Origin of the sequence: Paenacidovorax caeni (assembly GCF_001298675.1) — a bacterium.
In the GTDB taxonomy this organism is placed as follows: Bacteria; Pseudomonadota; Gammaproteobacteria; order Burkholderiales; family Burkholderiaceae_C; genus Paenacidovorax; species Paenacidovorax caeni.
In genome coordinates, this window is record NZ_CYIG01000046.1 from 22568 (window position 1) to 44380 (window position 21813).

The following is a 21813-nucleotide window of genomic DNA, read 5'->3' on the forward strand; positions in this document are numbered from 1 at the left end:
GCCCCCTGCCGCACAGCCGCCATGTCCGTGAACCTGCCCCCCGTACCGCAGCCGCCAGCCCTGGTGCTGGCCGAGGCTGCGCTGCAGCGCCAGAACGCGCTGCTGGGTGCCAGCCGCGACACCCCACTGCCCGCGCCCAGCCCGTCGGCCGTGCCATCGCCGGCAGGGGCGCCGACCCCGCTGCCGCCCGCGCCGCAGGTGCCCGACCAGGTCAGCCTGTCCGCCCAGGCGCGCGCCAGTTGGCTGGCCAGTGGCCCGGGCGCGGCAGGCACGCCGCGCCAGCCCGGTGTGGCACCAGGTGCAGCACCGGGTGCGGCTGCACCCCCGCCGCTGGCTGCGTCTTTAGGCCGCCCCGTCTTGCCGCAGGGCGCAGCGGCGCCCGTGCTGCCGCCCTGGCCGGCCACGGGCGTGGGTGCGCCGCTGCGCGCCATGGTTTCCATGCTGGTGCAGCAGCTCACGGCGCCGGCGCAGCCGCAGCGCGTGCTGGCCGTGCAGCCCTGGCCGGCAGCGCTGCTGCCGCAGGTCGATGGCGAGCATGCGCCGCCCGACCTGCCGCCGTTGCAGACCTGGCTGGTGCGCCAGGGCGTGGTACAGACCGAACAGGGCCCGCGCGGCTTCGCACTCACGCTGCGCGTGCCCCAGCCCTGGCTGCAGGCCCAGCCGCAGCCACCCACGGCAGCGCCTGCAGGCGGCGCGGCCCCGCCGCTGGCGGCGGCGTTCGCCGGCAAGCCCGAGGCCTTGCAGTCGGGCACCTGGGCGCTGGTGCTGCAGCCGGCCACACCGGCAGCGCCACGGGCCAGCGCGCTGCTGACGCTGGACTTCCAGCCGCTGGCGCAGCCGACGCTCTACGCCCGTGAACTGCTGCAAGCGCGCAGCGACCCCTGGCTGCTCATGGCCGCGCTGCAGGCCAGCGGCCAGGTGCCCAAGGACGAAGAACGGGTGCGCGAGCACGAGGCGCAGCTATGCCAGTCGCAGGGCTGCCCTTACGCCGGGCGGGCGCCGTGCGAGCAGCCGTTCTGCCTGGCGCTGCGCACGGTGCTGCCTGCCGAGGCGGTTGACCCAGAGTCGCCCGTGGCGTGACGCCAAGACTCCTGCTTTGATAGCTGCCAGCGCTTGCCTGGCAAGCGCTGGAGGCTGATTTGGCTTGTATTACGGGTACAGCCCGCGCACTTCGCGCGCGTGCAGGATGCGCTTGCAGGCGACGATGAAGGTGGCTGTGCGCAGGCTCACCTTGTTCTCCTGCGCCACCTGCCAGATGGCGGCGAAGGCGTTTTGCATGATGTGCACCAGGCGGGCGTTGATTTCGTCCTCGGTCCAGAAGAAGCTGGAGAAGTCCTGCACCCACTCGAAGTAGCTCACCGTCACGCCGCCGGCGTTGGCGATCACGTCGGGCAGCACCAGCACGCCCTTGTCGTTCAGGATGTCGTCGGCCTCGGGAGTGGTGGGCCCGTTGGCGCCTTCAATCACCATGCGCGCCTGGATGCGCGACGCGTTGTCCTTGGTGATCTGGCCTTCCAGCGCGGCGGGAATCAGGATGTCGCAGGCCACGCCCCAGAATTCCTCGGGGGCCATGCGCTCGCCGCCGGCAAAGCCGCCCACGCCGCCCTGCGCCTTCACATGGGCCAGCAGCGCGGGCACGTCCAGGCCGCTGGCGTTGTACACGGTGCCGGTGTGGTCTTGCACGGCCACCACCTTGGCGCCGGCCTCGGCGAACAGCTTGCCCGCCGTGCCCCCCACATTGCCGAAGCCCTGCACCGCCACGCGCGCGCCCTCAATCGCCAGGCCGGTGAGCTTGGCCGCCTCCACCCCCACGGTGAACACGCCGCGCCCCGTGGCCTCGACGCGCCCCAGCGAGCCGCCGATGTCCACCGGCTTGCCCGTGACCACGCCGGTGGCGGTGGCCCCCACGTTCATGGAATAGGTGTCCATCATCCACGCCATGATCTGGCCGTTGGTGTTCACGTCGGGCGCGGGGATGTCCTTGGTCGGGCCGATGAGCAGGCCGATTTCGCTGGTGTAGCGGCGCGTCAGGCGCTCCAGCTCACCCGTGGACAGGGTTCTCGGATCGACGCGGATGCCGCCCTTGGCGCCGCCGTAGGGCACGTTCACGGCGGCATTCTTCACCGACATCCAGGCCGACAGCGCCATCACCTCGGACAGCGTCACGTCCTGGTGGAAGCGCACGCCGCCCTTGCCCGGGCCACGGCTCAGGTTGTGCTGCACGCGGTAGCCCTCGAAGTGGGCGATGGTGCCGTTGTCCAGCTCGATCGGCACGTCCACGATCAGCGCGCGCTTGGGGCGCTTGAGCGTTTCCACCCAGCGCGCCAGGCTGCCCAGGTAGGGCGTGACGCGGTCCACCTGCTGCAGGTAGATGCCCCAGGGTCCCAGGTGCTGGGGGTCAAGGTAGGAAGGCAGCGGGTGTGCCGCCGTGGCGATGCCGGATGGGTTCGACATGAAGAGGTCTCCTTGTGGAAGTCAAGCCACGCAGCTTACTCCCCGGGTTTTGCGCTGTCCAAGGCGGCTGTGTTTGGCTGCCATGCGGCGCGTGCATAGGCCCTTTGCCGGGAAGGGGCACTTTCATGCTCCCAAAAAGAGAGCTTCAAGCGCTTTCTGGATAAGCGCTTGAAGCCTTTTTCTTCTAAATTGTTGCGGCCATGAAAAACGGCCCCTGGAGGCAATGCCGCTAAGTTAAGCAAAGGCCCCTCGGGGCCTTTGTTGTTTGTAAAGTAGGGGCCATATGAACTGAGCTGGCCCGTGTCGGCCAGCGGATGGCCGATGCTGCTGCAAGAGTACCTGAGCGATACCCACGAGTTTGCGAGCCCCGAGCAATGGGGCGTCGTTCAAAGCAACATCCCTCAGCAGTGGATCGAGCAGGCCTTGCAGATGACGGGTGTAGCGACACTGCGCAAGCGGCGCTTGCCCATGGAGCAAGCCCTGTGGCTGGTACTGGGCGTGGCCTTGCTCAGGGATCGCTCCATTGTGAATGTGGCTGAGGTACTGGAATTGGCCTTGCCTGGACAGGGCAATGAAGGCATCAGCTCCAGCGCGCTGAGCCAGGCCCGTCAGCGCCTGGGCAGTGAACCCCTGCAATGGCTGTTTCGACACACCGCTGCCCACTGGGCACATCGGGAGGCCGGGCGCCATCGCTGGCAAGGTTTGTCGCTGTATGCCCTGGATGGCGTCGTCTGGCGCACCCCGGACACGCAAGAGAACCGGCAGCACTTTGGCTGCCAGCGCAACCATGCCAAGCATCAAAGCCCCTTCCCGCTGGTACGCATGGCCTGCCTGCTGGATGCGAGAGCGCGTTTGCTGGTGGACGCCAGCGTGGATGCCTACGACACCAGCGAATACACCTTGGCTGAACGCTTGTGGCCGCAACTGCCAGCCGACTCGCTGGTGATCGTGGACAAGGGCTTTTACTCGGCGGGCCTGCTGTGGCCGCTGCAGCACCGCCAGGGGCGTCAGTGGCTGATCCCCGCGCGCGCAGGACTCAAAGGCGAAGTGGTGCAAACGCACGGCCCCGGCGACGTGAGCCTGCGCATGAAGGTCTCGCCCCAGGCGCGCAAGAAAGACCCAGGCCTGCCGCTCACGTGGGAAGTGCGAGCCATCACACGCGAACTCGATGGCAAGCCTAGAACCTTGTTCACATCCCTGATGGATCCCGCACGCTACAAGGCCGATGAGGTGTTCGCGCTGTACCACGAGCGCTGGGAGATCGAACTGGCCTACGGGGAGATGAAGACGGACATGCTGCGCCAGACCATGACACTGCGCAGCCAGCAGCCACAGGGGGTCAAGCAGGAACTGTGGGCCACCTTGCTGATGTACAACCTGATCCGTCTGGAGATCACGCGCATTGCGGATGAGGCCAAGGTGCAGCCTTGTCGCATCAGCTTCATCACGGCCTTGCGCTACATCGTCGATGAGTGGCTGTGGAGTTCAAGCTCGCGCACCCCAGGGGCCATCCCGGGCAAGCTCAAGGCCATGCGCCAGAACATCCGCCGCTTTGTGCTGCCGCCTCGCAGATCCGAAAGACGGTATCCGCGTGAGGTGCGAATGACCAAAACTCACTACCCCATCAAGAAAAAGGCCGCTCAGGCTTAACTGAGCGGCATTGCCCCTGGAGGGGCCGTTGATCGAGTGACTGCGCAGCCTGTTACTGCACGATCACCGTCAGCGTGGTGCCTTGCGGCACGCTCAGTTGCTCTTGGTACACGCCTTTGTCGTTGGCCTGGCGCGTGAGCGGGAAGTGGCCATGGCCCGCGAGGGTGGGGGGCACCGTGTTGGGCAACTGGCGCACCGGGGCGTAGTCCGGGCCGTTGATGCCTACGAGCGTGAAGCCGCTGGCATCGTTGCGCTGCGGATAGCCGTAGCCCTGCGGGCTGGCAGCGCCGGGCAACAGCGCGATGCTGGCGCCCCAGCGCGGCAGCGTGCCGGCCAGGCCCGGGCCGCCGGCAGTGGTGATGGCGTTGTCCAGCACCGTCCACGAATCGGTGGACGAGGTGTTTTTCAGCATCTGCTGGTAGAAGCCTACGCCGTACTGGCGCAGCAGGTAGGCCCCGTAGGCGCCGACCACGTTGTAGCCAAAACAGGTTTTGTCGACGCTCCATTCGGTCGGGTCGCAGTTGAAGCCCGAACGGGCCAGCCAGGCGGGCACGTGCTCGTCGCGCGCGGTGTTGTAGCCGGGGGTGATGCGTTCGCCCAGCACATCTTCGACCATCACGGCGGACATTTCTTCCAGGAAGGTGGTGAAGCCATAGGACATGCCGCGCAGCACCCGGCGCTGGTAGAAGTTGACCATGTGCACGAACTCGTGCGCCAGCGTGCTGATCTGCACGTCCATGCCCTTGGCCAGGTCCAGGTACACCGTTTCCGTGTCCATGTAGAACGACAGAGACTCGTTGCTGTACTTGAGCTGCTCGTCGCTCGGGTTGGCCTGCAGGTTGTTGAGCGACCAGAAGTAGCCCAGCAGGCCATACGGCTTGCCGTCGGGCACGAAGTTCACGAACACGATGTCGATGGGCTGCTCGGCGGCGATCAGGTCGTTGTAGGCGTGGGCGCCCCAGGGCTGGCCCGCCAGGCCGGTGACCAGGCCGTACACGGAGTTGGCCGGGCGCGCGAAGCGCTCCATGAAGGTGTCGAGCATGGCATCGGTCATCTTGCCCGCGCCGGCCTCCGCGTCTTCGAGCCACAGGTTGATGACGCGCCCGTCGGCAAAGGTTTTCTGCCGCTTCAGCGTGGCGGTGCGCTGCTCGATCTTGTCGACGTTGATGTACCAGCTGCGCTGTGCGCCCACGGCCGCCTTGGCTGGGGCGGCTTTAGGCTGTCCGGTGCCTGCTTTGTCCAGGTAGGCGGCCACGTCGAATTGGCGCACGGCCTCGGGGATCTGGTTGTGGTGCGCATGCGCATCGCCGTGCTGCTGCGCCTTGGCCGTGGTGGCGGGTGTCAGCGTCAGGAGCGGCATTTGCACGCCCGGCGCGTTGGGGTTGGTGTAGACCAGCGTCACGGCGCGCTGGCCCACGTTCTCCAGGGCCACGGGGATGCTGGTTTCCTTGTCGCTGGCGTTGGTGTAGCTCCACACGCCCACGCCCTCGCCGCTGTAGCGGGTGTTGCTGGCGGCGCCGCAGAAGGCGCCGCTGCAGGCGGCCGTGAGCGCCGAGACGGGGGCGGGCGGGGTGGGGTCGCTGCCGCCACCGCCGCCGCCGCAGGCGGTGGCTAGCAAGCCCAGGGCGACGATGGATGCGCCGTGGCGCACGCGCTGCATGTTCATCACAAAACCTCCCGGAAAGAATGATGCGACGGCCCTTGCACGGTGCGGGCATCGCCATGTGACCGGGGCGACTATACCGGGGCGCCGCCGCGCGCGGCGGAGGATTTCTCAGGGGGGCGCGGACGTCGCGCCCGGCTCCGGCACATAGACCATGGAACCGTCCTTGAGCTTGTACGCCACGCCCGCCTTGGCGCCCTGGCCCTCGCCGATCTCGTCGCTGGCCTGGTAGTGCTCGATCTTCTGTCCGTCCTTGACGATGATCTCCATGTTTTCCTTGCCAGGGTTCTTGATGACGGTGACCTGCTCGGCGCTGAACGGGTTGGCCGGGCTCTGCGCCACGGCCAGCAGCAGCGCGGCGATGATGACCAGGAACACGTCGATCAGGTTCACCACCGAGAGAATCGGGTCATCGCCCTCGTTCTCGTCCATCAGGCGCAGGTGCTTCATGCCGTGGCCTCCGTCAGCGGGGCCAGCCCTTCGGCATGGGCTGGTGGGGCGGGGGCCATGTCCTGCTCAATGGCGGCCAGGTCGGCAGCGTACCAGCGCTTGCGCACGTTCACCACGGTGAAGCTGATGGCGGCCGCCAGCAGCGCCAGGATCACCGCCGAGAACGCCACCATCAGGCTGCGCGACACGTCGGCGAGCTGCCCGTCGGCCAGCGCCTTGAGCGCTGGACCCATGGGGATCATGGTCGCCACCAGGCCCAGCATGGGTGCCACGCGCGTGGCGATGCGCGCGAACTCCAGGCGCTTGACGGCCAGTGTCTCCAGCTCCACCACCGTGGTACCCGGTCGCGCCGCGCGCACGGCCTGCAGCTCGAAGCCCGCCGCCTGCCCGCGCAGGCGCGCCACGGCCTGCCAGGCGAAGGCGCCCAGCGCATAGAAAGCGTGCGCGAACAGTGCGGCGATGGCGATGAGCACGGGGTAGAGGAAGAGTTGGCTGATGTCGTACATCGCCACTTCGATGGGGGTGTTCATGGTTTTCAGGCTCCTTGCAAGATGAATCGGTGGGCGGCGGCGCGCTGGCGCCAGGCGCCGCCGAGGGTGAGGGCCGCCAGCAGCAGGCCGAAGGCCAGGTCGCGCAGCGGTGTGCCAGGCGGCGGTGTGTCGTCTGGCGGCGTTACGGGCTGCATCAGCAGGCCCGAGACGGGCGGCGGCGGGGCTGGTTCTGGTTCCGGCTGTGCTGCTGCTGCTGCGGGTTCGGGCGGCGGCGCGTTGTCGGCCGCGGGCGGCGCGGTGGCTGTGGGCCGGGCGGCGGCGGGCGCGTCCAGCCCGTAGCCCGTGCCGGGCTGCGCCTTGGCGCCGACCAGGGCGGCGAAGGCGGCGTTGTCGGTGCGCACGTCGAAGCGCCGCGCCAGGTCGCGCCAGCGCTCCTTCAGTTCGCGTAGCGTGGCTGCGTCGGTCTGCCAGTAGCCCTGGCGCGCGGCTTCGAGCATGCGCTCCATGGTCTGTGCCAACGCGTGCGGGTTGTTCTGCTCGAACCACTGGCGCAGCCCGAGCTGGTGCTTGTCGCGCACGTACACGTCGGCCATTTCCTGCCACTGGTCGTCGCGCACGATCTCGCGCGCCGTCGCCGTCCAGCCCCAGAAGTTGTTGGTGGCGTCCAGCACCTGCAGCGTGCCGGCGTAGCCTTCCTTCATCAGCCCCTGGATGTAGCCGGGATGGAACTGGCGCGTGGCGAGTTCCTTCGACAGAAACTGCGCCGCGCCCTCCACGCGTCCGGCGCCGCTGCCGCGCAGGTTGCTGATGTACAGCTCGGGCGCCTTGCCGTCGAGGTGGCGCACCGCCAGCGAGATGCCGCCCAGGTACTGGAACGGGTCGTCGGTGGTGAGCATGCCGTAGAGGTTGGAGCTGCGCGAGAGCACCGCGCCCTCGGTGCCGCGCAGGTGCTCGGCGTACAGGTTCACGCCAGCGCCGCCGTCCGCTCCACCTTTCACGCCCGCCACCCCGGCGCTGCCCCACTGCTTTTCGTCGGGGCCGTAGGCGAACTGCATTTTTGACAGGTAGAGCTGCGCCAGCTTGCGGTCGCCTTCGGCCTTGCCTTTCCAGGTGTCGGTGGCCAGCGTGGCATCGTCCAGGCCGGTGCCGTAGCGCCCGCTCTCGGATGAGAAGATGCGCGTGGCGCCCGCCTGCTCGGCGGCCTGCGCATCGGCGCCGCGCGCGATCAGCTGCTGCGCGATGCGGCGCGCGTTGGCGGCCACGGGGTTGTCGGCCTCGTTGGCGCGCGCGGCCAGCAGTACCGCCTGGGCGAGCTGCTTCATCACGTTCGGGAAGTGGTCGCGGTACAGCCCGGTGGCGGACAGCACCACGTCCACGCGCGGGCGTCCCAGCGTCTCACGCGGCACCAGTTGCACGCCGGTCACGCGCCCGCCTTCGTCCCAAACCGGCTCCACGCCCAGGAGCCACAGGGCCTGCGCTTCGAGCAGGCCCTGGTGGCGCATGGTCTCGACCGACCACAGGCTGAACGTGAGCTTGGCGGGCTGGCGGCCATGCTGGCGGCGGTGCTCGGCCAGCAGGTTGTCGGCGGCCTGTTTGCCTGCCTCCCACGCCTGTTTGGTGGGCACGCGCGAGGGGTCGAAGCCGTACAGGTTGCGGCCCGTGGGGTAGGCATCGGGGTTCTTGATCGGGTCGCCGCCGTAGGAGGTGTCGATGTGCCGCCCCGCCAGCACGGCCAGCAGGCCGCGCATCTCGCCCTGCGCGCCCAGGTGCTCGTGGTACTGGCGTGCCTGCACCAGCGCGTCGCGCAGCGCCGGGGGCAGGCCGTCCAGCGGCGCGTTGCCGATCACGTGGCGCTGCAGCAGCTGGTAGGGCGCGGTCTGCGCCAGTTGGTCCCAGGGGCCGACCAGGGCTTCGTCCAGATCCTGCGCGGGTACGCCGGCTTGGCGCACGGCGGCTTCCCAGAACGGGGGGCCGAGCATGAGCAGCACCGTGGCCAGGCGGTGCAGTTCCTCGGGCGCCTGGCCCAGGGTGTGCAGGCCCTGGGGCTGTGCGGTCTGCGCCAGTTCGTGCAGGTGGGTGTGCAGTTCCTGCACGAAGGCGGCGAAGTTGGCCTGCGCGCGTGCCTCGGTCCAGCCCATGTCGGCGATCACGCGCTCGGCGCGCGCGGCGGCCAGCAGGTCGGCGGCCAGGCGTTCCTTGACGGCGCCTTCGTCCTGCGCCTGCCACTGGTGCAGCAGGTCGTGCATGCGCGTCAGCGCGGCGTGTAGCCCGCCGGGGGCGAAGGGCGGCGTCTGGTGGCTCACGATCACCGCGCGGCCGCGCCGCTTGGCCTGCGTGGCCTCGCCGATGTTGTCGGCGATGTAGGGGTAGGCCACCGGCAGGTCGCCCAACGCCAGCAGCGGCGCGTCGTGCACCGACAGGCCGCGCTCCTTGCCCGGCAGCCATTCCTGCGTGCCGTGCGTGCCGAAGTGCACCAGCGCGTCGGCCTGCTGCTGCTCACGCAGCCACAGGTAGGCGGCCAGGTAGTGGTGCGGCGGCAGCGCGGTGGTGGAGTGGTAGATGGCCTTTTCCTTGTCCTGCCCCGGCTGGCCGCGCCCGGGCTGCGGCAGCAGTGTGACCTGGCCGAGCTGCAGGCGCGGAATGACGAAGAACGCCTCGCCGCCCTGGCGCAGCACCATGGGCGACTGCTCGGGCTCGCCGCCGGCGGCGCGCAGCGCAGCCTGCGTCTCGGCCGGGAGCTGGTTCAGCCAGGCGCGGTAGCGCGCCACCGGCAGGCGCGCGGCCAGGCCGTCCTGCAGCAGGGGCTGGAGCAGGCCCTCGCGGTAGTTGGGCGCCAAGAGGCGCTGCAGTAGGCCGGTGAGCATGGTTTCGTCGGGCACCTCGGTGGTGTAGCCCTCGGCCTGCAGGCCGGCGAGGGTGCTGCGCAGGCTGCGCGGTACGTTCAGGAACGAGGCGCTGAGGTTCTTCTCGCCCGCCGGGTAGTTCCAGAACATCACGGCCACGCGCTTGTCGGCATTCGGCTTGCGCTGCAGCTGCGCCAAGCGCAGGGCCTTGGCCACCACGGCCTGGGCCTGCGCGGCAATGGGCACCACCTGGTCGTCGCTCTTGCGCGTGGCGGCGGCCACCTGGATGTCGATCACGCCCGCGTACTCGGGCTGGGCCAGGTAGAAGGGCACATCCATCAGCGCCACGCCGTGCGGGTCGGCGGCCCAGTCGGCCTCGCCGCCGCGGCGGTAGGGCATGGCCTGCAGCACCGGAATGCCCAGGGCGCTGAACTCGCGCCGCCGGTCCTCGCCGTTGAGCATGATTTGCGTGGTGATGAGTACATCGGCCAGCGGTGCGCCGTTGCCCGCCGGTTGCAGCAGCCGGGTGAAGCTGGACGGGTCCATCATCGGCGTGTAAAACGGCAGCGCCACGGCGCCACCGGCCTCGATGCGTGCGATCAGGTCGTCGATGAAGGCGGTCTGCATCGATGCGATGTACTGCTGGTGCAGCGCGATGCCGATGACGGGCGGGCGCTGGCCCGGCGCGGCACCCGTGGGCACGCCTTTCCAGCGCAGGAAGTCCTGCGCCTTGGCGAACACCAAGCCGGGCGCGCCCGGGTGGTACACGGCGGCCTTGGGGAACACGATGGGCGCGGGCAGCGCCGGCACGGGCTGGCCGCGCAGCTGCGCGGCCAGCAGGGCGAAGAAGCCCTCGAAGTTCTGCCGCCCGCCGTTGGTGTAATAAGCCACGAGGCGCCGCCCCACGGACTCGGGCAGGCCGCCGCCCCAGGCGGGCTGCTGGTCGTACAGCCAGGCGTGCGGCACCTGGAGCCCGGGCAGCGCGCCCGACAGGTGCTCGCGCACGGCGTCCTGTAGGTAGCTGTCGATGAACACCGCGTCATACCCGCGCCACAGCCCGGCGTCGGCGTTGCGTGGCAGCTGGTGCAGGTAGCGCACCTGCACGGTCAGGCCGTGCGGCCGGGCGATCTCGGCGAGCTGGCGGAACTTGCCCGCGGGCACGTTGCCGGTGGCGATGAACAGCAGCGACAGCGCGGGCTGGGCCGGGGGCTGCTGCGCTAGGGCGGTGCCGCAGCACAGCGCGAGCAGCAGGAAATGCAGCAATTTTTTTAGCATCAAATATGGCTCCAACGCTTGCCAGGCAAGCGCTGGCAGCTATCAAGTCAGGAGTCCTAGAAGTCCAGGCGGGCGTTCACGAACAGGCGCCGCCCTTGTTCGGCGTAGCCGAAGCTGGGCGACTTGTCCGCCAGGCGCAGGTTGCCGATGTTCTGCAGGCCGGTGCGCAGGTGCAGCGTGCGCCCGTCGCCCACGCTCCAGGCGCGGCCCAGGCTGGCGTTCCACAGCGTGTAAGCCGGCAGGTGTTCGCCGCTGCTGGTCTGGCTGCCGGTGTAGTCCAGGCCCAGTTGCGCCTGCCAGCCGGCCACGCGCCACGCCAGGCGCGAGGAGGCGCTGGTGCGGGGGCGGTCGGACAGCGCCTCGCCCGTGGTCTTGTCGCGCGTGCGCAGCAGCGTGGCGTCGGTGCTCCACTGCAGCGTGGGCGTCACGTCCCAGGTCACGCCGGCCTCCAGGCCCTGGATGCGCGCGGCGTCGACGTTGTCGTACAGGTAGGTGCGGCGCGAGCCTTCCTGCTGGACGAGGCGGTAGGTGATGAGCTGCTTGACGTCGGTGTGGAAGAACGTGGCGCGCAGTGCCAGGCCCGGCAGGGCCTGCCAGTCGGCGCCGATCTCGAAGGCATTCGAGGTTTCGGGCTTGATGTTGGCGTTGCCCATGAAGGTATGCGGCCCCTCGGCCCCCACGTAGTTGGGCGAGATTTGCTTGAGCGTGGGCGCCTTGAACGCGTGGCCGTAGCCGCCTTTGACGACCAGCTGCGGGCTGGCTTCCCACACCACGTAAGCGCGCGGGCTCATTTCGGAGCCGAAGATTTCGTGGTGGTCCGCGCGCAGGCCCAGCGTGGCCAGCAGGTTCTTGCCAAGGGCGAATTCGTCCTGCACGAAAAGCGCCTTGTGTGTGGCGTTGTCGCTGCCATTTTTCAGTCCGGCGTTGACCAGTTCCTCGTTGCGCCACTCGCCGCCGAAGGTGACCTGGTGCGCTCCCCTGCGCGTGGTGGCGTGGCCATCGACCACGTTGTCGCGCATGTCCTGCGCGCGGGTGGGGGCCACGCCGTTGGTGCGCTCGTTGCGCACGCTCATTTCGCTGCGGTAGGCGCGCACCTGAGTGCGCCAGCCGTCCCATTCGCCTTTCCAACCGGCATGGGCCTGGCGGCGCGTGAGGTCGTAGCGGTTTTCATAGGCCTTTTTCGCGCTGCTCACATCGTCGTACAGGCGCTGCTCTTTGCCGTCCACGGCACCCAGCTCCAGCGTGTGGCCAGGGGCCAGCCGCCATTCGGCGTTCAGGCCCAGGCTGCGCGGGCGGCTGCCTTCGAGTTCGCTGACGCGTGGATCCGCCGCCTCGGCCACAGTGCCGCGGTAGCCGCCCTCGGCCTGCACCGACAGGCGCACGCGCTCGCCCAGTGGCCCGGCGGCGTACAGCGAGGCGCGCGCGGCATGCGCCGCGCTGTCGGACTGTGCCGGCAGCGTGCCCGCCAGGCCCAGCGAGCCGGTCCAGCGGTCGCCGGGTTTTTTGGGGATCAGGTTGACCACGCCGCCCAGTGCCTCGGAGCCGTACAGCGCCGACAGCGGGCCACGGATGACCTCCACGCGCTCAATGGCCGAGAGGGGCGGCCAGCCGTACTGGTAGTCCGAGTGGCCGATCACGTCGTCGCTGGCGCTGATGCGCCGTCCGTCGATCAGTGTCAGGGTGTGCTTGCCCTCCAGGCCGCGCAGAGCCAGTGTCTTGCGTCCGCCCACCTGGCGTGCGCTGAAGGTGATGCCGGGGGTATCGCGCACGGCGTCCAGCAGGTCCGCGGCGTTGCGCTCGGCGAGCGTTTCGGCGGTGATGACGGTGACGCTGGCGGGCGCGGTGCGCGCATCCTGCTCGGTCATCGTGGCCGTGATGGTGACGGCGGGCAGGGGCTGCGGCACGGCTTCTTGTGCGAGCGCGGGCAGCGCGAACGTGGCCGCCAGAGCGGCGGTGCGGGTCAGGGTTGGAGCGGGCATAGGGGTTCTTTCATGCAGGAAGAACCGCGGTGGCTGGACGCGCAAGGGCGTGGGGCTGGGCGGGTGCGGGACGCAGTGGCGTTTAAAGTTAGTAATAATAATTCGCATTACTAATTGTGTCCATGTTTTCCTCGCCAGAAGGGGATCTGCCGCCGCGCCATGTGCAACAAATATCTTGACCCTGGAGCAGCGTCCGATAACCTGCCGCTGTATCGCCCCCGGAGGCGATTCTTGACCCTGCGAAAAGGAGCAGCAATGCGTCATTTAACAAAGCCAGGCCGCGCCGCGCTGCGCCTGCGCATCGGGCTGATGCCACTGGTGGCGGCGGCCATGGTGGCTTGTGGCGGGGACGGCGGTTCAGACCCCGCCCCGGCCCCTACATGCCCTGAAACCGGCCCTTACGCCTGCAAGAGCGGCGAGACGGAGCCGCTCTACACCTTCCAGTGGGCGCTGAACTACCTGCAGAGCTACTTCCAGGGCAAGGCCGACGAGGCGGCGTTTGGCGGCGGCATCGACCTGAACGTGGAGCCCGTGCACCGCCAGGGCATCAAGGGCCAGGGCGTGAACGTGCTGGTGATCGACACCGGCGTGGACCTGGGCCACGAAGACCTGCTGGCCAACGCCGACTACGACCTGTCGTGGAACTTCCTGACCGGGCAGAACGACCCCAACCCGCTGCTCACCCCCAAGAAGGAAGCGCACGGCACCAACGTGGCGGGCATGATCGGCGCGGCGCAGAACGGCAAGGGTGTGATGGGCATGGCGCCGCTGGCCAAGCTCGGCGGGGTGCCGCTGATCGATACGGGCGTGGTCGCGACCGAAGAAAACTACCTGGATGCCTATGGCGGCGCGGCTTGGTCGCGCAAGGCGCATGTGATGAATGCAGCCTACGGAGAAGACACCGACGCGGTGCCTTACCGCGATGCCGGTCAGGCGGCGTTGCGCGGGCTCAAGGCGCTACGCGACGGCAAGGGCATCGTGTTCGTCAAGTCGGCGGGCAACGAATTCGACGAGGTCGGTCTGAGTGAAGATTCGTTTGCCAACTGCGGCATCCTGACCCGTGGCTATGGCTGCGTGAACTCCGGCAATGACACGACGAACCTGGAGCCCAACGTCATCGTCACCGCCGCGCTCAACGCCAAGGGCCAGGCTGCAAGCTACAGCAGTACCGGATCGGTGCTGTGGATCACCGGCATGGGTGGGGAGTACGCCAGCGCAGGCCAATACGGCGAACAGTCCCGCCTCAGCGCCGAGCAGATCGCCCAGGGCCGCGCGGGCGACGGGCCGACCATCTTCTCCACCGACATCCGCTCGTGCACCGAGGGCTACAGCCGCAGCGACGCCAATCCCGAGAGAACCAACGCCTTCCTGCGCGGCGTGAGCGAGCGCGTGCCCGGGGTGAAGGACAACCCGGACTGCGACTACAGCACCATGAACGGTACCTCGTCCGCCGCCCCCACCATCAGCGGCGTGGTGGCGCTCATGCTCAGCGCCAACCCGGCGCTGACCTGGCGCGACGTGCGCGACATCCTGCGCCAGTCGGCGCGCGTGGTGGACGAAGGCTACGAAAAGCGCACGCGCGGCTTCCGCGCTCCGCGCCAGGACAAGCCGCACGCCGGCCTGTTTGACCTGCAGGCCAATGCCCTGCTGCCCCAGGCCGCCGACAAGCGCCAGATCGCCCCCGGCGCCACCCAGGTGCCCGTGGAGCTGGGCTGGCAGACCAACGCAGCGGGCTACCGCTACTCCAACTGGTACGGCTTCGGCGTGCCCGACGCCGCCAAGGCCGTGGAACTGGCGCTGCTCTACAAGAAGGAGCCTGCACGCAGCCGCAGCGCGCAGCAGGCCGTGCCGGAGTTCACGGCCGTGGCCGACCTGAAAGGCTTCGAGTACCAGAAAGTCAGCCTGCTGGGCACCTTCCAGGGCAGCGGCCAGACGGTGGACCAGTTCCAGGTGCGCCTGACGGGCACCGAGCTGTGCCTGGGCTCGCTGGGCATCGCGGTGGAGTCGCCCTCGGGCACCAAGTCGCTGCTGAAGATGCCGCTGGACCACTTCGCGCACCCGCTGCGCGCCGTGGCGGCATTTACCGGCTATGGCCTGGGCAGCTACGCCTTCCACGGGGAAAATGCCCAGGGCACCTGGAAAATCTACGCCGTGGCGTCGAATCCGCGCCTGAACCCCGCCGACTGGAGCGCCGCCGACGGCTGGAGCACCGCCACCACCACCTGTGCCGCCGCGCCCGCCGAAGGCGCCACGGCCCCGCAAGCCACGCTGCAAGTGCAGGCGCGGGTCATCGCTCAGTGAGGAGTCTTCGATGCAATTGCGTTTTCCCCCCTACGTGCTGGCGCTGTGCGCCTGCGTCTGCATGAGCGCCCAGGCGCAAACTGCCCCCGCCCTGGCGCCCGGCCAGCAGTTGAATGCCCAGCAGCTCCAGGCCATGGGCCCGCTGCAGAGCGTGAGTATCGGCGGGCAAAAGTACCGCGTGCTGCCGGCGCAGAAGGCTGGCGGCGATGGCCGCGCCTCCTACCTGGTGGATGCCAGCGGCAAGGTCGGGCGCACCTTCCACGAGGTGCTCATCGTTGGCCTGCCCACGGCGCAGGTGCGCCAGCAGCTCGGCGCCAGCCTGTCCCAGGCCCAGGCGGTGAAGTACTACGAGCACACCCAGACCACGCTGCTGCGCTACGCCACGTTGGAGCAGGCCGCAGCCGCGCAGGCGCAGATCAGCGCGGCCTTGCCGGGCGCTACGGTGCACTTGCCGGTGCGCTTTAGCCAGCCACAGCTGCATTGAGTGGCAGAGTTGCTCTTGTTTTGATAGCTTCTAGCGCTTGATGGACAAGGGCTGGAGTTCGATTTTTGTCGAATTCCATAAAAAAACGGCTGCCAGCGCTCGCCCCTTTGCGCGCTGGCAGCCGTGGGAAACCCTTGCGGCGCCTTATCGGGGCACCAGGAACACCGATTTCTCGGTCACATGCGCCGCGCCTTGCACGGTCTGCACCTCGAAGTGCACCGCGTGCGAGCCCTCGCTGGCGCTGCCGTAGGGAATGCGCAGCAGCACCGGCACCCAGCGCGATTCGGCAGGGCCAATCTCCACTTCAGGCTCCGACGCTACCGTGAGCCCCTCCAGCCCGCTGGCGCTGATGCGGTAGCGCTGCGGCGCCTCGGTGGCGTTCATGATCTGCAGGCGGTACACGTTCTCCAGCTGGCCGCCCGCCACCAGGCGCGAGAGCGCGGCGCGGTCACGCACCACATCCACCTTCAGCGGCACGCGCAGGCTCAGGCTGGTGAGCAGCGCCACGCTCAGGCCCACCAGCACCGTGGTGTAGAACAGCACGCGCGGGCGCAGCACGCGGCGCACCATCTGCGCGCTGCTCCAGCGCTGGAGCATGCCGTTCTGCGTGGCGTAGCGGATCAGGCCGCGCGGGTAGTTCACCTTGTCCATCACGCTGTTGCAGGCGTCCACGCACAGGCCGCAGCCAATGCACTCGTACTGCAGCCCGTTGCGGATGTCGATGCCCGTGGGGCACACCTGCACGCACAGCGAGCAGTCGATGCAGTCGCCCAAGCCGGCGGCCTTCGGGTCCACCTTCTTGCTGCGCGCGCCGCGCGGCTCGCCGCGCTGGGTGTCGTAGGTGACGATGAGCGTGTCCTTGTCGAACATGGCGCTCTGGAAGCGCGCGTACGGGCACATGTACTTGCACACCTGCTCGCGCATGTGGCCGGCGAAGCCGTAGGTGGCGAAGCTGTAGAAGAACACCCAGAACAGCTGCCAGGTGCCCTGCAGCGCCATGATTTCGCCGCCCAGCTGGCGGATCGGCACGAAGAAGCCGACGAAGGTGAAGCCCGTCCACAGCGCCACGGCGATCCAGGCCGTCTGCTTCAGGCCCTTGCGCCAGAGCTTCTCCCACGAGGTCCAGGGCGCCTTGTCCAGGCGCATGCGCGTGCTGCGGTCGCCCTCAATGCGGTTCTCCAGCCACATGAAGATCTCGGTATAAACCGTCTGCGGGCAGGAGAAGCCGCACCACAGCCGCCCCGCCACCGCCGTGAACAGGAACAGCGACAGTGCCGAGATGATGAGCAGGCCCGTGAGGTAGATGAAGTCCTGCGGGTACAGCACGAGGCCGAACAGGTAGAAGCGCCGCGCGCCCAGGTCGAACAGCACCATCTGGCGCTCGCCCCACTGCAGCCACGGCAGACCGTAGAACACCAGTTGCGTGAGGAACACCAGCACCCAGCGCCAGCGGTTGAACACGCCGTCAATGGCGCGCGGGTAGACCTTGTTCTTGGCCTGGTAGAGCGGGATGAACTTGCCTTGGGGCGGCTGTTGCTGGGGCGCGGGTGTGGTCATGGTGGGCTTGCTGTTGTTATGAAGTCGAAAGCACGGGGGGTATCAGCCTTGGGCATCTTCCCCGATGAGCAGCCGCGTGGCGCTCAGGAACTGGTGTGGCGGAATCTCCAGGTTCGTCGGGGCGGGCTTGTTACGGTACACCCTGCCAGCATTGTCGAAGGTGGAGCCATGGCAGGGACAGAAAAACCCACCATCCCAGTCGGCGCCCAGGTTGCCCCGCGCACCGCCCGCTGGCACCTGCGTGGGCGAGCAGCCCAGGTGCGTGCAAATGCCCACGGCCACGAAGATTTCGGGCTGGATCGAGCGGTGCGCGTTGCGCGCATAGGCGGGCTGCTGGTCTTTGTGCGATTCGGGGTCGGCCAGCGCGGCATCGTGCTGCGCCAGCGCCTGCAGCATCTCGGGCGTGCGCCGCAGGATCCACACCGGCTTGCCGCGCCACTCCACGGTCACCATCTCGCCGGGGGCCAGGGTGCTCACGTCCACCTCCACGGCCGCACCTTGGGCGCGGGCGCGCTCGCTCGGCGCGAAGCTGGTGGCAAACGGTACCGCTGCTGCTGCCGCGGCCACGGCGCCCGCTGTGGCCGTGGCCTGGAGCAGGGTGCGCCGCTCAGCATCGGCGGCGGGCAGTGGCGGGAGGGTCTGGGCGGTCATGGCGGATTCCTTGGTGCGTCGAATGTGCCTTGCTTCAACTCAAGACTCGTGCCAGCCTGTGCCGCACCGCGCCTTGGCAAAAAAGCCATGCCCAGCAATGGCTTGCACTTTCTGTGGCACAGCGCTGTGCCATGGGTGGTGTCAAAATGGCGGCGCCTGCTGCCGTAGATGGCACTCCATGGCAGATTGACCACGCCACGCGCCGCCGCGCTTGCCCCTATGCACCCGTCCCCGCCCCTGCCCGAAACCCTGACCGCCTGGCTCGAATCGCTGCCCGAGCCGCACATCCTGTTCGACCGGCACTACCGCATCCTGGCGGCGAACGCCGCCTACCTGCGCCAGTATGGCCAGGGGCGGCCGGTGCTGGGGCGCACCTGCCACGAGGTCTCGCACCACTCCAGCGTGCCCTGCGACCAGGCGGGCGAGAGCTGCCCGCTGGCGCGCGCGCTGCAAAGCCGCCAGCGCGAGCGCGTGCTGCACCTGCACCATACGCGTTGCGGCGAGGACTACGTGCAGATCGAGCTGCTGCCGCTGCGCGGCCCGGGCGGCCAGCTGCAGTACTTCCTGGAAAAGATGGAGCCGCAGCCCAGCGCCAGCGGCGCGGCGGCTGGCGCGCAGGGCATGATCGGGCGCAGCCCGGCGTTCCAGGCGGTGCGCGAGCTGATCGCGCGCGTCGGCCCCTCGCAGGCCAGCGTGCTGCTGCTGGGCGAGTCAGGCACGGGCAAGGAACTGGCCGCGCGTGCCGTGCACGAGGCCAGCAGCCGTGCGGCGCGCGCGCTTGTGGTGGTGGACTGCGCCAGCCTGCCCGAGACGCTGTTTGAGAGCGAACTCTTCGGCCATGAGAAAGGCGCCTTCACCGGGGCACACGCCGCGCGCGCCGGGCTGGTTGAGGCGGCGCACGGCGGCACGCTGTTCCTCGACGAAGTGGGCGACATCCCGCTGTCCATGCAGGTCAAGCTGCTGCGCCTGCTTGAAGGCGGCACCTACCGGCGCGTCGGCCAGACCGAGCTGCGCCGCGCCGACATCCGCCTCGTCGCCGCCACCCACCGTGACCTGCGCGCCATGGTGCGCGAGGGGCGCTTCCGCCAGGACCTGTACTACCGCCTCAGCACCTTCCCCATCCAGCTGCCCGCATTGCGTGAGCGCGCCCAGGACATCCCGCTGCTGGCCGAGTCGCTGCTGCAGCGTGTGGCGCCGGGGCGCCGCCTCACGCTCTCGCCCGCTGCGCTGCGCTGCCTGGTGCAGCACCCTTTCCCGGGCAACGTGCGCGAGCTGCGCAACGTGCTCGAGCGCGCGGCGCTGCTGACCGACGGCGACACCCTCACCGGCCCGGCCGTGGCGCGTGCGCTGTCGTTCGACCAGGGCGCGCGCGCACCCGAGGCCCCTGGCGGCACCGCGCCCGGCGCCGACCTGCGCAGCCTGGAGGCGGCCGCCCTGCGCAGCGCGCTGCAAACCCCGGGCCGCACGCGCCGCGAACTGGCCCAGGCCCTGGGCATCAGCCCGCGCACCCTGTACCGCAAGCTGCGCGCGCTGCAGCTTTGATAGCTGCTAGCGCTTGCTGGGAAAGGGCTAAGCCCCGATTTTGCTCATAATGGCACGCCATGCACCGCCCCATCCGCACGCCCACCCACGCCGCCAGCACCGTGCTGGCCCTGGCGCTGCTGGGCGCCTGCGCTGCCCCCGCCCCCGCGCACAAGGGCGAAGTCCAGGGCGCCGAGGCCAGCACGCGGGAGTGGGGCCAGTCGGACATCAACCGCGTGGCCACCATCGCCATGCGCGAGAACCTGCAGGCGCTGTACCGCCTGGCCGACAAGCTCTACCGCCGCAACCCCACCGAATGGCGCAAGGGCGGTGCGCCTGGCCGTGACGAGGCGGTGGCGCGCCTGCGCACGGCCATCGAGCAGCGCAGCGGCTGGGCGCCGCTGCAGCAGCGCCGCGACATTGACGCGCTGGCCCTGGCCCTCGCGCCCGAGTACGCCGACGACCGCGTGGCCGCCTTCATCCACGCCGTGGCCGACATGCTGATCGCCGCGCACGGCGGCAAGACCGAGTTCTTCCTCATCGACGGGCTGGACGCGCAGCACCTGTACAACGCCGCGCGCAATCTGGAGACGGCGGTGTGGATGCTGGCGCAGCGCCGCAACGCCCGGGGCGGCCCGCTGCTGCTGGCCGATGAGATCAACGCCCAGGAGCGCAACCTGAGCTACGAGCGCGAGTTCGGCAAGATCATCGCGCGGCTCGACCTGCTGGCCCAGGTCACGACCGAGAAGTACCGCCGTGCCGTCATCGGCTACGTGCAGGGGCTGGCGGGGGGCACGTTCCTGCAGTTCCTGCCGGTGCGGTAGCGGCGGCTTTCTCGGCTTTTGCCAGCCTCGGCCCGCTACTGGGTGGTCAGGGTCTTGGTTGTGCAGTACTCCTTGCCCGTGTCCTTGCCCGTCTCGAAGGTGGTTTGGGTCACCAGGTGGCGGGAGTTGAAGAACTTGGAGACGCTGTACTTCGCCAGCACTTGGAAGCGGATATTCGGCGCGTTGACGCTGCCCACGTTTTCCGGGTTGACCAGCTCGGTGCGGACTTGCACGCTGTGGGCCATCATGAAAGAAAACGGATTGAGGGGGGCCGTGGAGCGAACCGCCGAAAGCGGGTAAGACGGTGCCCTGAACGACAACGAGATGATTCTGAGTCCGGGATTTTGTTCGCTCCGCGATGAACTCCAATGGGTTTCATAGTAAATCTCCGCGGCGGACACTTTGGCGCGGCCAAACACCTCGGCGTGGTTCATGCAGCGTGCAGACGCACTTTTGAAAGCCCCGTTGCCTGGGTCTTCCCAGTGAATTGCGGGAGAAAATCCGTCCTTGAATTCCCCGCCCTTGATGATGGTGCCGGATTTATTGATGGTCTGGAAATTGAAATTGCTTGCGGCCTTCAGCAGGGGAGAGCCTGTGTAGCGGGCGACGAAGTCCCCGATGCCGGCCTCCTTCCACGCGGCTTGCAGCGCCTGAAGATCGGAGAAATTGTGGCCCCGTTGCGCCATGAGCTGCAGGAAGCGGGGCCAGTCCCATTGCCTCGTTTGCAGGGCCTGCAGCCAGTCGCCGGCGCTCCAGCCGGTGTGTGCCAGGAAGTCCAGCAAACCCTCCTCGGCCATTTCCTGTTGTGCAAAGAAGGGCTCCTGGTCGAGCGGCTCATAAAACCCGACGTACTCGGCCAGTGACAGGCCAGAGCGCTGAAAGTCGCGGTAGATGGACACCAGGTCCACGTCGAAATCGTCGATCTCCACCGCCGAGTCCGCCCCGCTGCCCCGGTGCGCCTGAATGGCCTGCCATAACTGCTTGTAGAACGCCTGCAATGTGGCGGTATCGAGCGCGTCGGACTTTTGCGTGGCCTCGGGCAGCATCACAAAGCGCTCCGGCAGCAGCCCGGGCGCACTGTGTGCCACCAGGTCGCCCGCAGGCGAGATGCCATGCACCACGAAATGGCGCTCGATGCGGCCGTTGTCGCCCGTGTCGACACTGAAGGTCAGAGCATCGCCGGGCTGGAACGCGTTGTTGACTGCATCGCCGCCTCCGCCGCAGCCGGCCAGCACCGCCGCCATCGACACCGCACCCCCCATCGGGAATATCTGTTCATGTTCATCGTCGTTGAAAAATGGTTGTTGGCTGCTCCAGCGCATGGCTGATCCCGTCGATTCTCTGGACAAGCCGGGAAGCGTCAACGTTTGTTTGGCAGGGCGCAGGTGTGGCGCGCGCAGTGGCCCGCGCCTGCCAGCGGCGCCGCGCGCCATGGGTTGGCGCTGGTTTGCTCTTGAAATAGGAGCTTTCAGCGCTTGCCAGTCAAGCGCTACAGCCTGTTTTTACTTGTGGCCTTGGGGCCGCGTAAAATCTCGCCTCCCCCAAGGAGCGTTGCAGCGGGCCCGTGCCGGCCCGTCAGGCTTGGGGCTGCCATGGGCCTGGCGCCCTGTGCCCTTCGCAACGACGCTCGCCTGTTTCATCCCCGAACTGATCGCACAGGTGAGCCTGAT

At 68.5% G+C, this 21813-nt stretch carries 15 protein-coding genes and 1 riboswitch; of the genes, 6 read left to right on the top strand and 9 right to left on the bottom strand.

Annotated elements, in window-relative coordinates:
- Positions 1–21 precede the first annotated feature (21 nt).
- A complete protein-coding gene (locus BN2503_RS20560) occupies positions 22–1080 on the top strand; it encodes a hypothetical protein (RefSeq protein WP_158447369.1) in 1059 nt (352 codons plus the stop codon).
- Positions 1081–1149: 69 nt separating this feature from the next.
- Here BN2503_RS20560 and BN2503_RS15825 read toward each other — a convergent pair whose 3' ends face one another.
- Positions 1150–2454, bottom strand: coding sequence for a Glu/Leu/Phe/Val family dehydrogenase (locus tag BN2503_RS15825; RefSeq protein ID WP_054257605.1), 1305 nt, complete (start codon positions 2452–2454; stop codon positions 1150–1152).
- Between the two features lie 300 nt (positions 2455–2754).
- Here BN2503_RS15825 and BN2503_RS15830 point away from each other — a divergent pair, with 300 nt between their 5' ends.
- Positions 2755–4104, top strand: a complete 1350-nt coding sequence (locus BN2503_RS15830) for an IS4 family transposase (protein WP_233495102.1) — start codon at positions 2755–2757, stop codon at positions 4102–4104.
- Positions 4105–4156: 52 nt separating this feature from the next.
- Here BN2503_RS15830 and BN2503_RS15835 read toward each other — a convergent pair whose 3' ends face one another.
- The 5 genes from BN2503_RS15835 to BN2503_RS15855 all read right to left on the bottom strand — a co-directional run bounded on the left by BN2503_RS15835 (position 4157) and on the right by BN2503_RS15855 (position 12805).
- Entirely contained in the window at positions 4157–5770 is a 1614-nt protein-coding gene (locus tag BN2503_RS15835; RefSeq protein ID WP_233495103.1) for a M30 family zinc metallopeptidase, read from the bottom strand.
- A gap of 108 nt (positions 5771–5878) precedes the next feature.
- A complete protein-coding gene (locus tag BN2503_RS15840; protein ID WP_054257607.1) occupies positions 5879–6217 on the bottom strand; it encodes a DUF2149 domain-containing protein in 339 nt (112 codons plus the stop codon).
- A complete protein-coding gene (locus BN2503_RS15845) occupies positions 6214–6747 on the bottom strand; it encodes a MotA/TolQ/ExbB proton channel family protein (RefSeq protein ID WP_054257608.1) in 534 nt (177 codons plus the stop codon). The genes BN2503_RS15840 and BN2503_RS15845 overlap by 4 nt, the downstream gene beginning before the upstream one ends.
- A gap of 5 nt (positions 6748–6752) precedes the next feature.
- Positions 6753–10826 carry a cobaltochelatase subunit CobN gene (cobN, locus tag BN2503_RS15850; protein WP_054257609.1) on the bottom strand — a complete coding sequence of 1358 codons (4074 nt, stop codon included), beginning with the start codon at positions 10824–10826 and terminating at the stop codon, positions 6753–6755.
- Between the two features lie 56 nt (positions 10827–10882).
- On the bottom strand, positions 10883–12805 hold the full coding sequence (locus BN2503_RS15855; protein WP_082366642.1) for a TonB-dependent receptor plug domain-containing protein: 1923 nt from the start codon (positions 12803–12805) through the stop codon (positions 10883–10885).
- A 255-nt stretch (positions 12806–13060) separates the two neighbouring features.
- Here BN2503_RS15855 and BN2503_RS15860 point away from each other — a divergent pair, with 255 nt between their 5' ends.
- Together BN2503_RS15860 and BN2503_RS15865 are read left to right on the top strand one after the other, a co-directional pair.
- On the top strand, positions 13061–15106 hold the full coding sequence (locus tag BN2503_RS15860; RefSeq protein ID WP_054257610.1) for a S8 family serine peptidase: 2046 nt from the start codon (positions 13061–13063) through the stop codon (positions 15104–15106).
- Between the two features lie 10 nt (positions 15107–15116).
- Positions 15117–15590: a hypothetical protein gene (locus tag BN2503_RS15865; RefSeq protein ID WP_054257611.1), complete on the top strand. Its 474-nt coding sequence runs from the start codon at positions 15117–15119 to the stop codon at positions 15588–15590.
- A gap of 144 nt (positions 15591–15734) precedes the next feature.
- Here BN2503_RS15865 and ccoG read toward each other — a convergent pair whose 3' ends face one another.
- Positions 15735–17147 (bottom strand): cytochrome c oxidase accessory protein CcoG, encoded by a 1413-nt coding sequence (gene ccoG, locus BN2503_RS15870; RefSeq protein ID WP_054257612.1) that lies wholly within the window; start codon positions 17145–17147, stop codon positions 15735–15737.
- Positions 17148–17189: 42 nt separating this feature from the next.
- Entirely contained in the window at positions 17190–17798 is a 609-nt protein-coding gene (gene petA / locus BN2503_RS15875) for a ubiquinol-cytochrome c reductase iron-sulfur subunit (RefSeq protein ID WP_054257613.1), read from the bottom strand.
- 219 nt (positions 17799–18017) lie between these two features.
- On the opposite strand from petA, the gene BN2503_RS15880 reads away from it, so the two are divergent.
- Both BN2503_RS15880 and BN2503_RS15885 read left to right on the top strand, forming a co-directional pair.
- Positions 18018–19340 (top strand): sigma-54 interaction domain-containing protein, encoded by a 1323-nt coding sequence (locus tag BN2503_RS15880; RefSeq protein ID WP_054257614.1) that lies wholly within the window; start codon positions 18018–18020, stop codon positions 19338–19340.
- A gap of 59 nt (positions 19341–19399) precedes the next feature.
- Complete coding sequence (locus tag BN2503_RS15885) at positions 19400–20143, top strand: hypothetical protein (RefSeq protein ID WP_054257615.1); 744 nt, start codon at positions 19400–19402, stop codon at positions 20141–20143.
- A 35-nt stretch (positions 20144–20178) separates the two neighbouring features.
- Here the strand turns inward: BN2503_RS15885 and BN2503_RS15890 are convergent, their stop codons facing one another.
- Positions 20179–21576: a hypothetical protein gene (locus tag BN2503_RS15890; protein WP_139235492.1), complete on the bottom strand. Its 1398-nt coding sequence runs from the start codon at positions 21574–21576 to the stop codon at positions 20179–20181.
- Between the two features lie 104 nt (positions 21577–21680).
- Positions 21681–21779: riboswitch (S-adenosyl-L-homocysteine riboswitch) on the top strand.
- The last annotated feature ends 34 nt before the right edge of the window (positions 21780–21813 follow it).

Coding starts and splice junctions, on each gene's coding strand:
- BN2503_RS15840 (WP_054257607.1), bottom strand. CDS start 6,217: ATGAAGCACCTGCGCCTGATGGACGAGAACGAGGGCGATGACCCGATT.
- BN2503_RS15825 (WP_054257605.1), bottom strand. CDS start 2,454: ATGTCGAACCCATCCGGCATCGCCACGGCGGCACACCCGCTGCCTTCC.
- BN2503_RS15845 (WP_054257608.1), bottom strand. CDS start 6,747: ATGAACACCCCCATCGAAGTGGCGATGTACGACATCAGCCAACTCTTC.
- BN2503_RS15890 (WP_139235492.1), bottom strand. CDS start 21,576: ATGGCGCGCGGCGCCGCTGGCAGGCGCGGGCCACTGCGCGCGCCACAC.
- BN2503_RS15855 (WP_082366642.1), bottom strand. CDS start 12,805: ATGCCCGCTCCAACCCTGACCCGCACCGCCGCTCTGGCGGCCACGTTC.
- BN2503_RS15835 (WP_233495103.1), bottom strand. CDS start 5,770: ATGAACATGCAGCGCGTGCGCCACGGCGCATCCATCGTCGCCCTGGGC.
- BN2503_RS15880 (WP_054257614.1), top strand. CDS start 18,018: ATGCACCCGTCCCCGCCCCTGCCCGAAACCCTGACCGCCTGGCTCGAA.
- ccoG (WP_054257612.1), bottom strand. CDS start 17,147: ATGACCACACCCGCGCCCCAGCAACAGCCGCCCCAAGGCAAGTTCATC.
- cobN (WP_054257609.1), bottom strand. CDS start 10,826: ATGCTAAAAAAATTGCTGCATTTCCTGCTGCTCGCGCTGTGCTGCGGC.
- BN2503_RS15860 (WP_054257610.1), top strand. CDS start 13,061: ATGCGTCATTTAACAAAGCCAGGCCGCGCCGCGCTGCGCCTGCGCATC.
- BN2503_RS20560 (WP_158447369.1), top strand. CDS start 22: ATGTCCGTGAACCTGCCCCCCGTACCGCAGCCGCCAGCCCTGGTGCTG.
- BN2503_RS15865 (WP_054257611.1), top strand. CDS start 15,117: ATGCAATTGCGTTTTCCCCCCTACGTGCTGGCGCTGTGCGCCTGCGTC.
- petA (WP_054257613.1), bottom strand. CDS start 17,798: ATGACCGCCCAGACCCTCCCGCCACTGCCCGCCGCCGATGCTGAGCGG.
- BN2503_RS15885 (WP_054257615.1), top strand. CDS start 19,400: ATGCACCGCCCCATCCGCACGCCCACCCACGCCGCCAGCACCGTGCTG.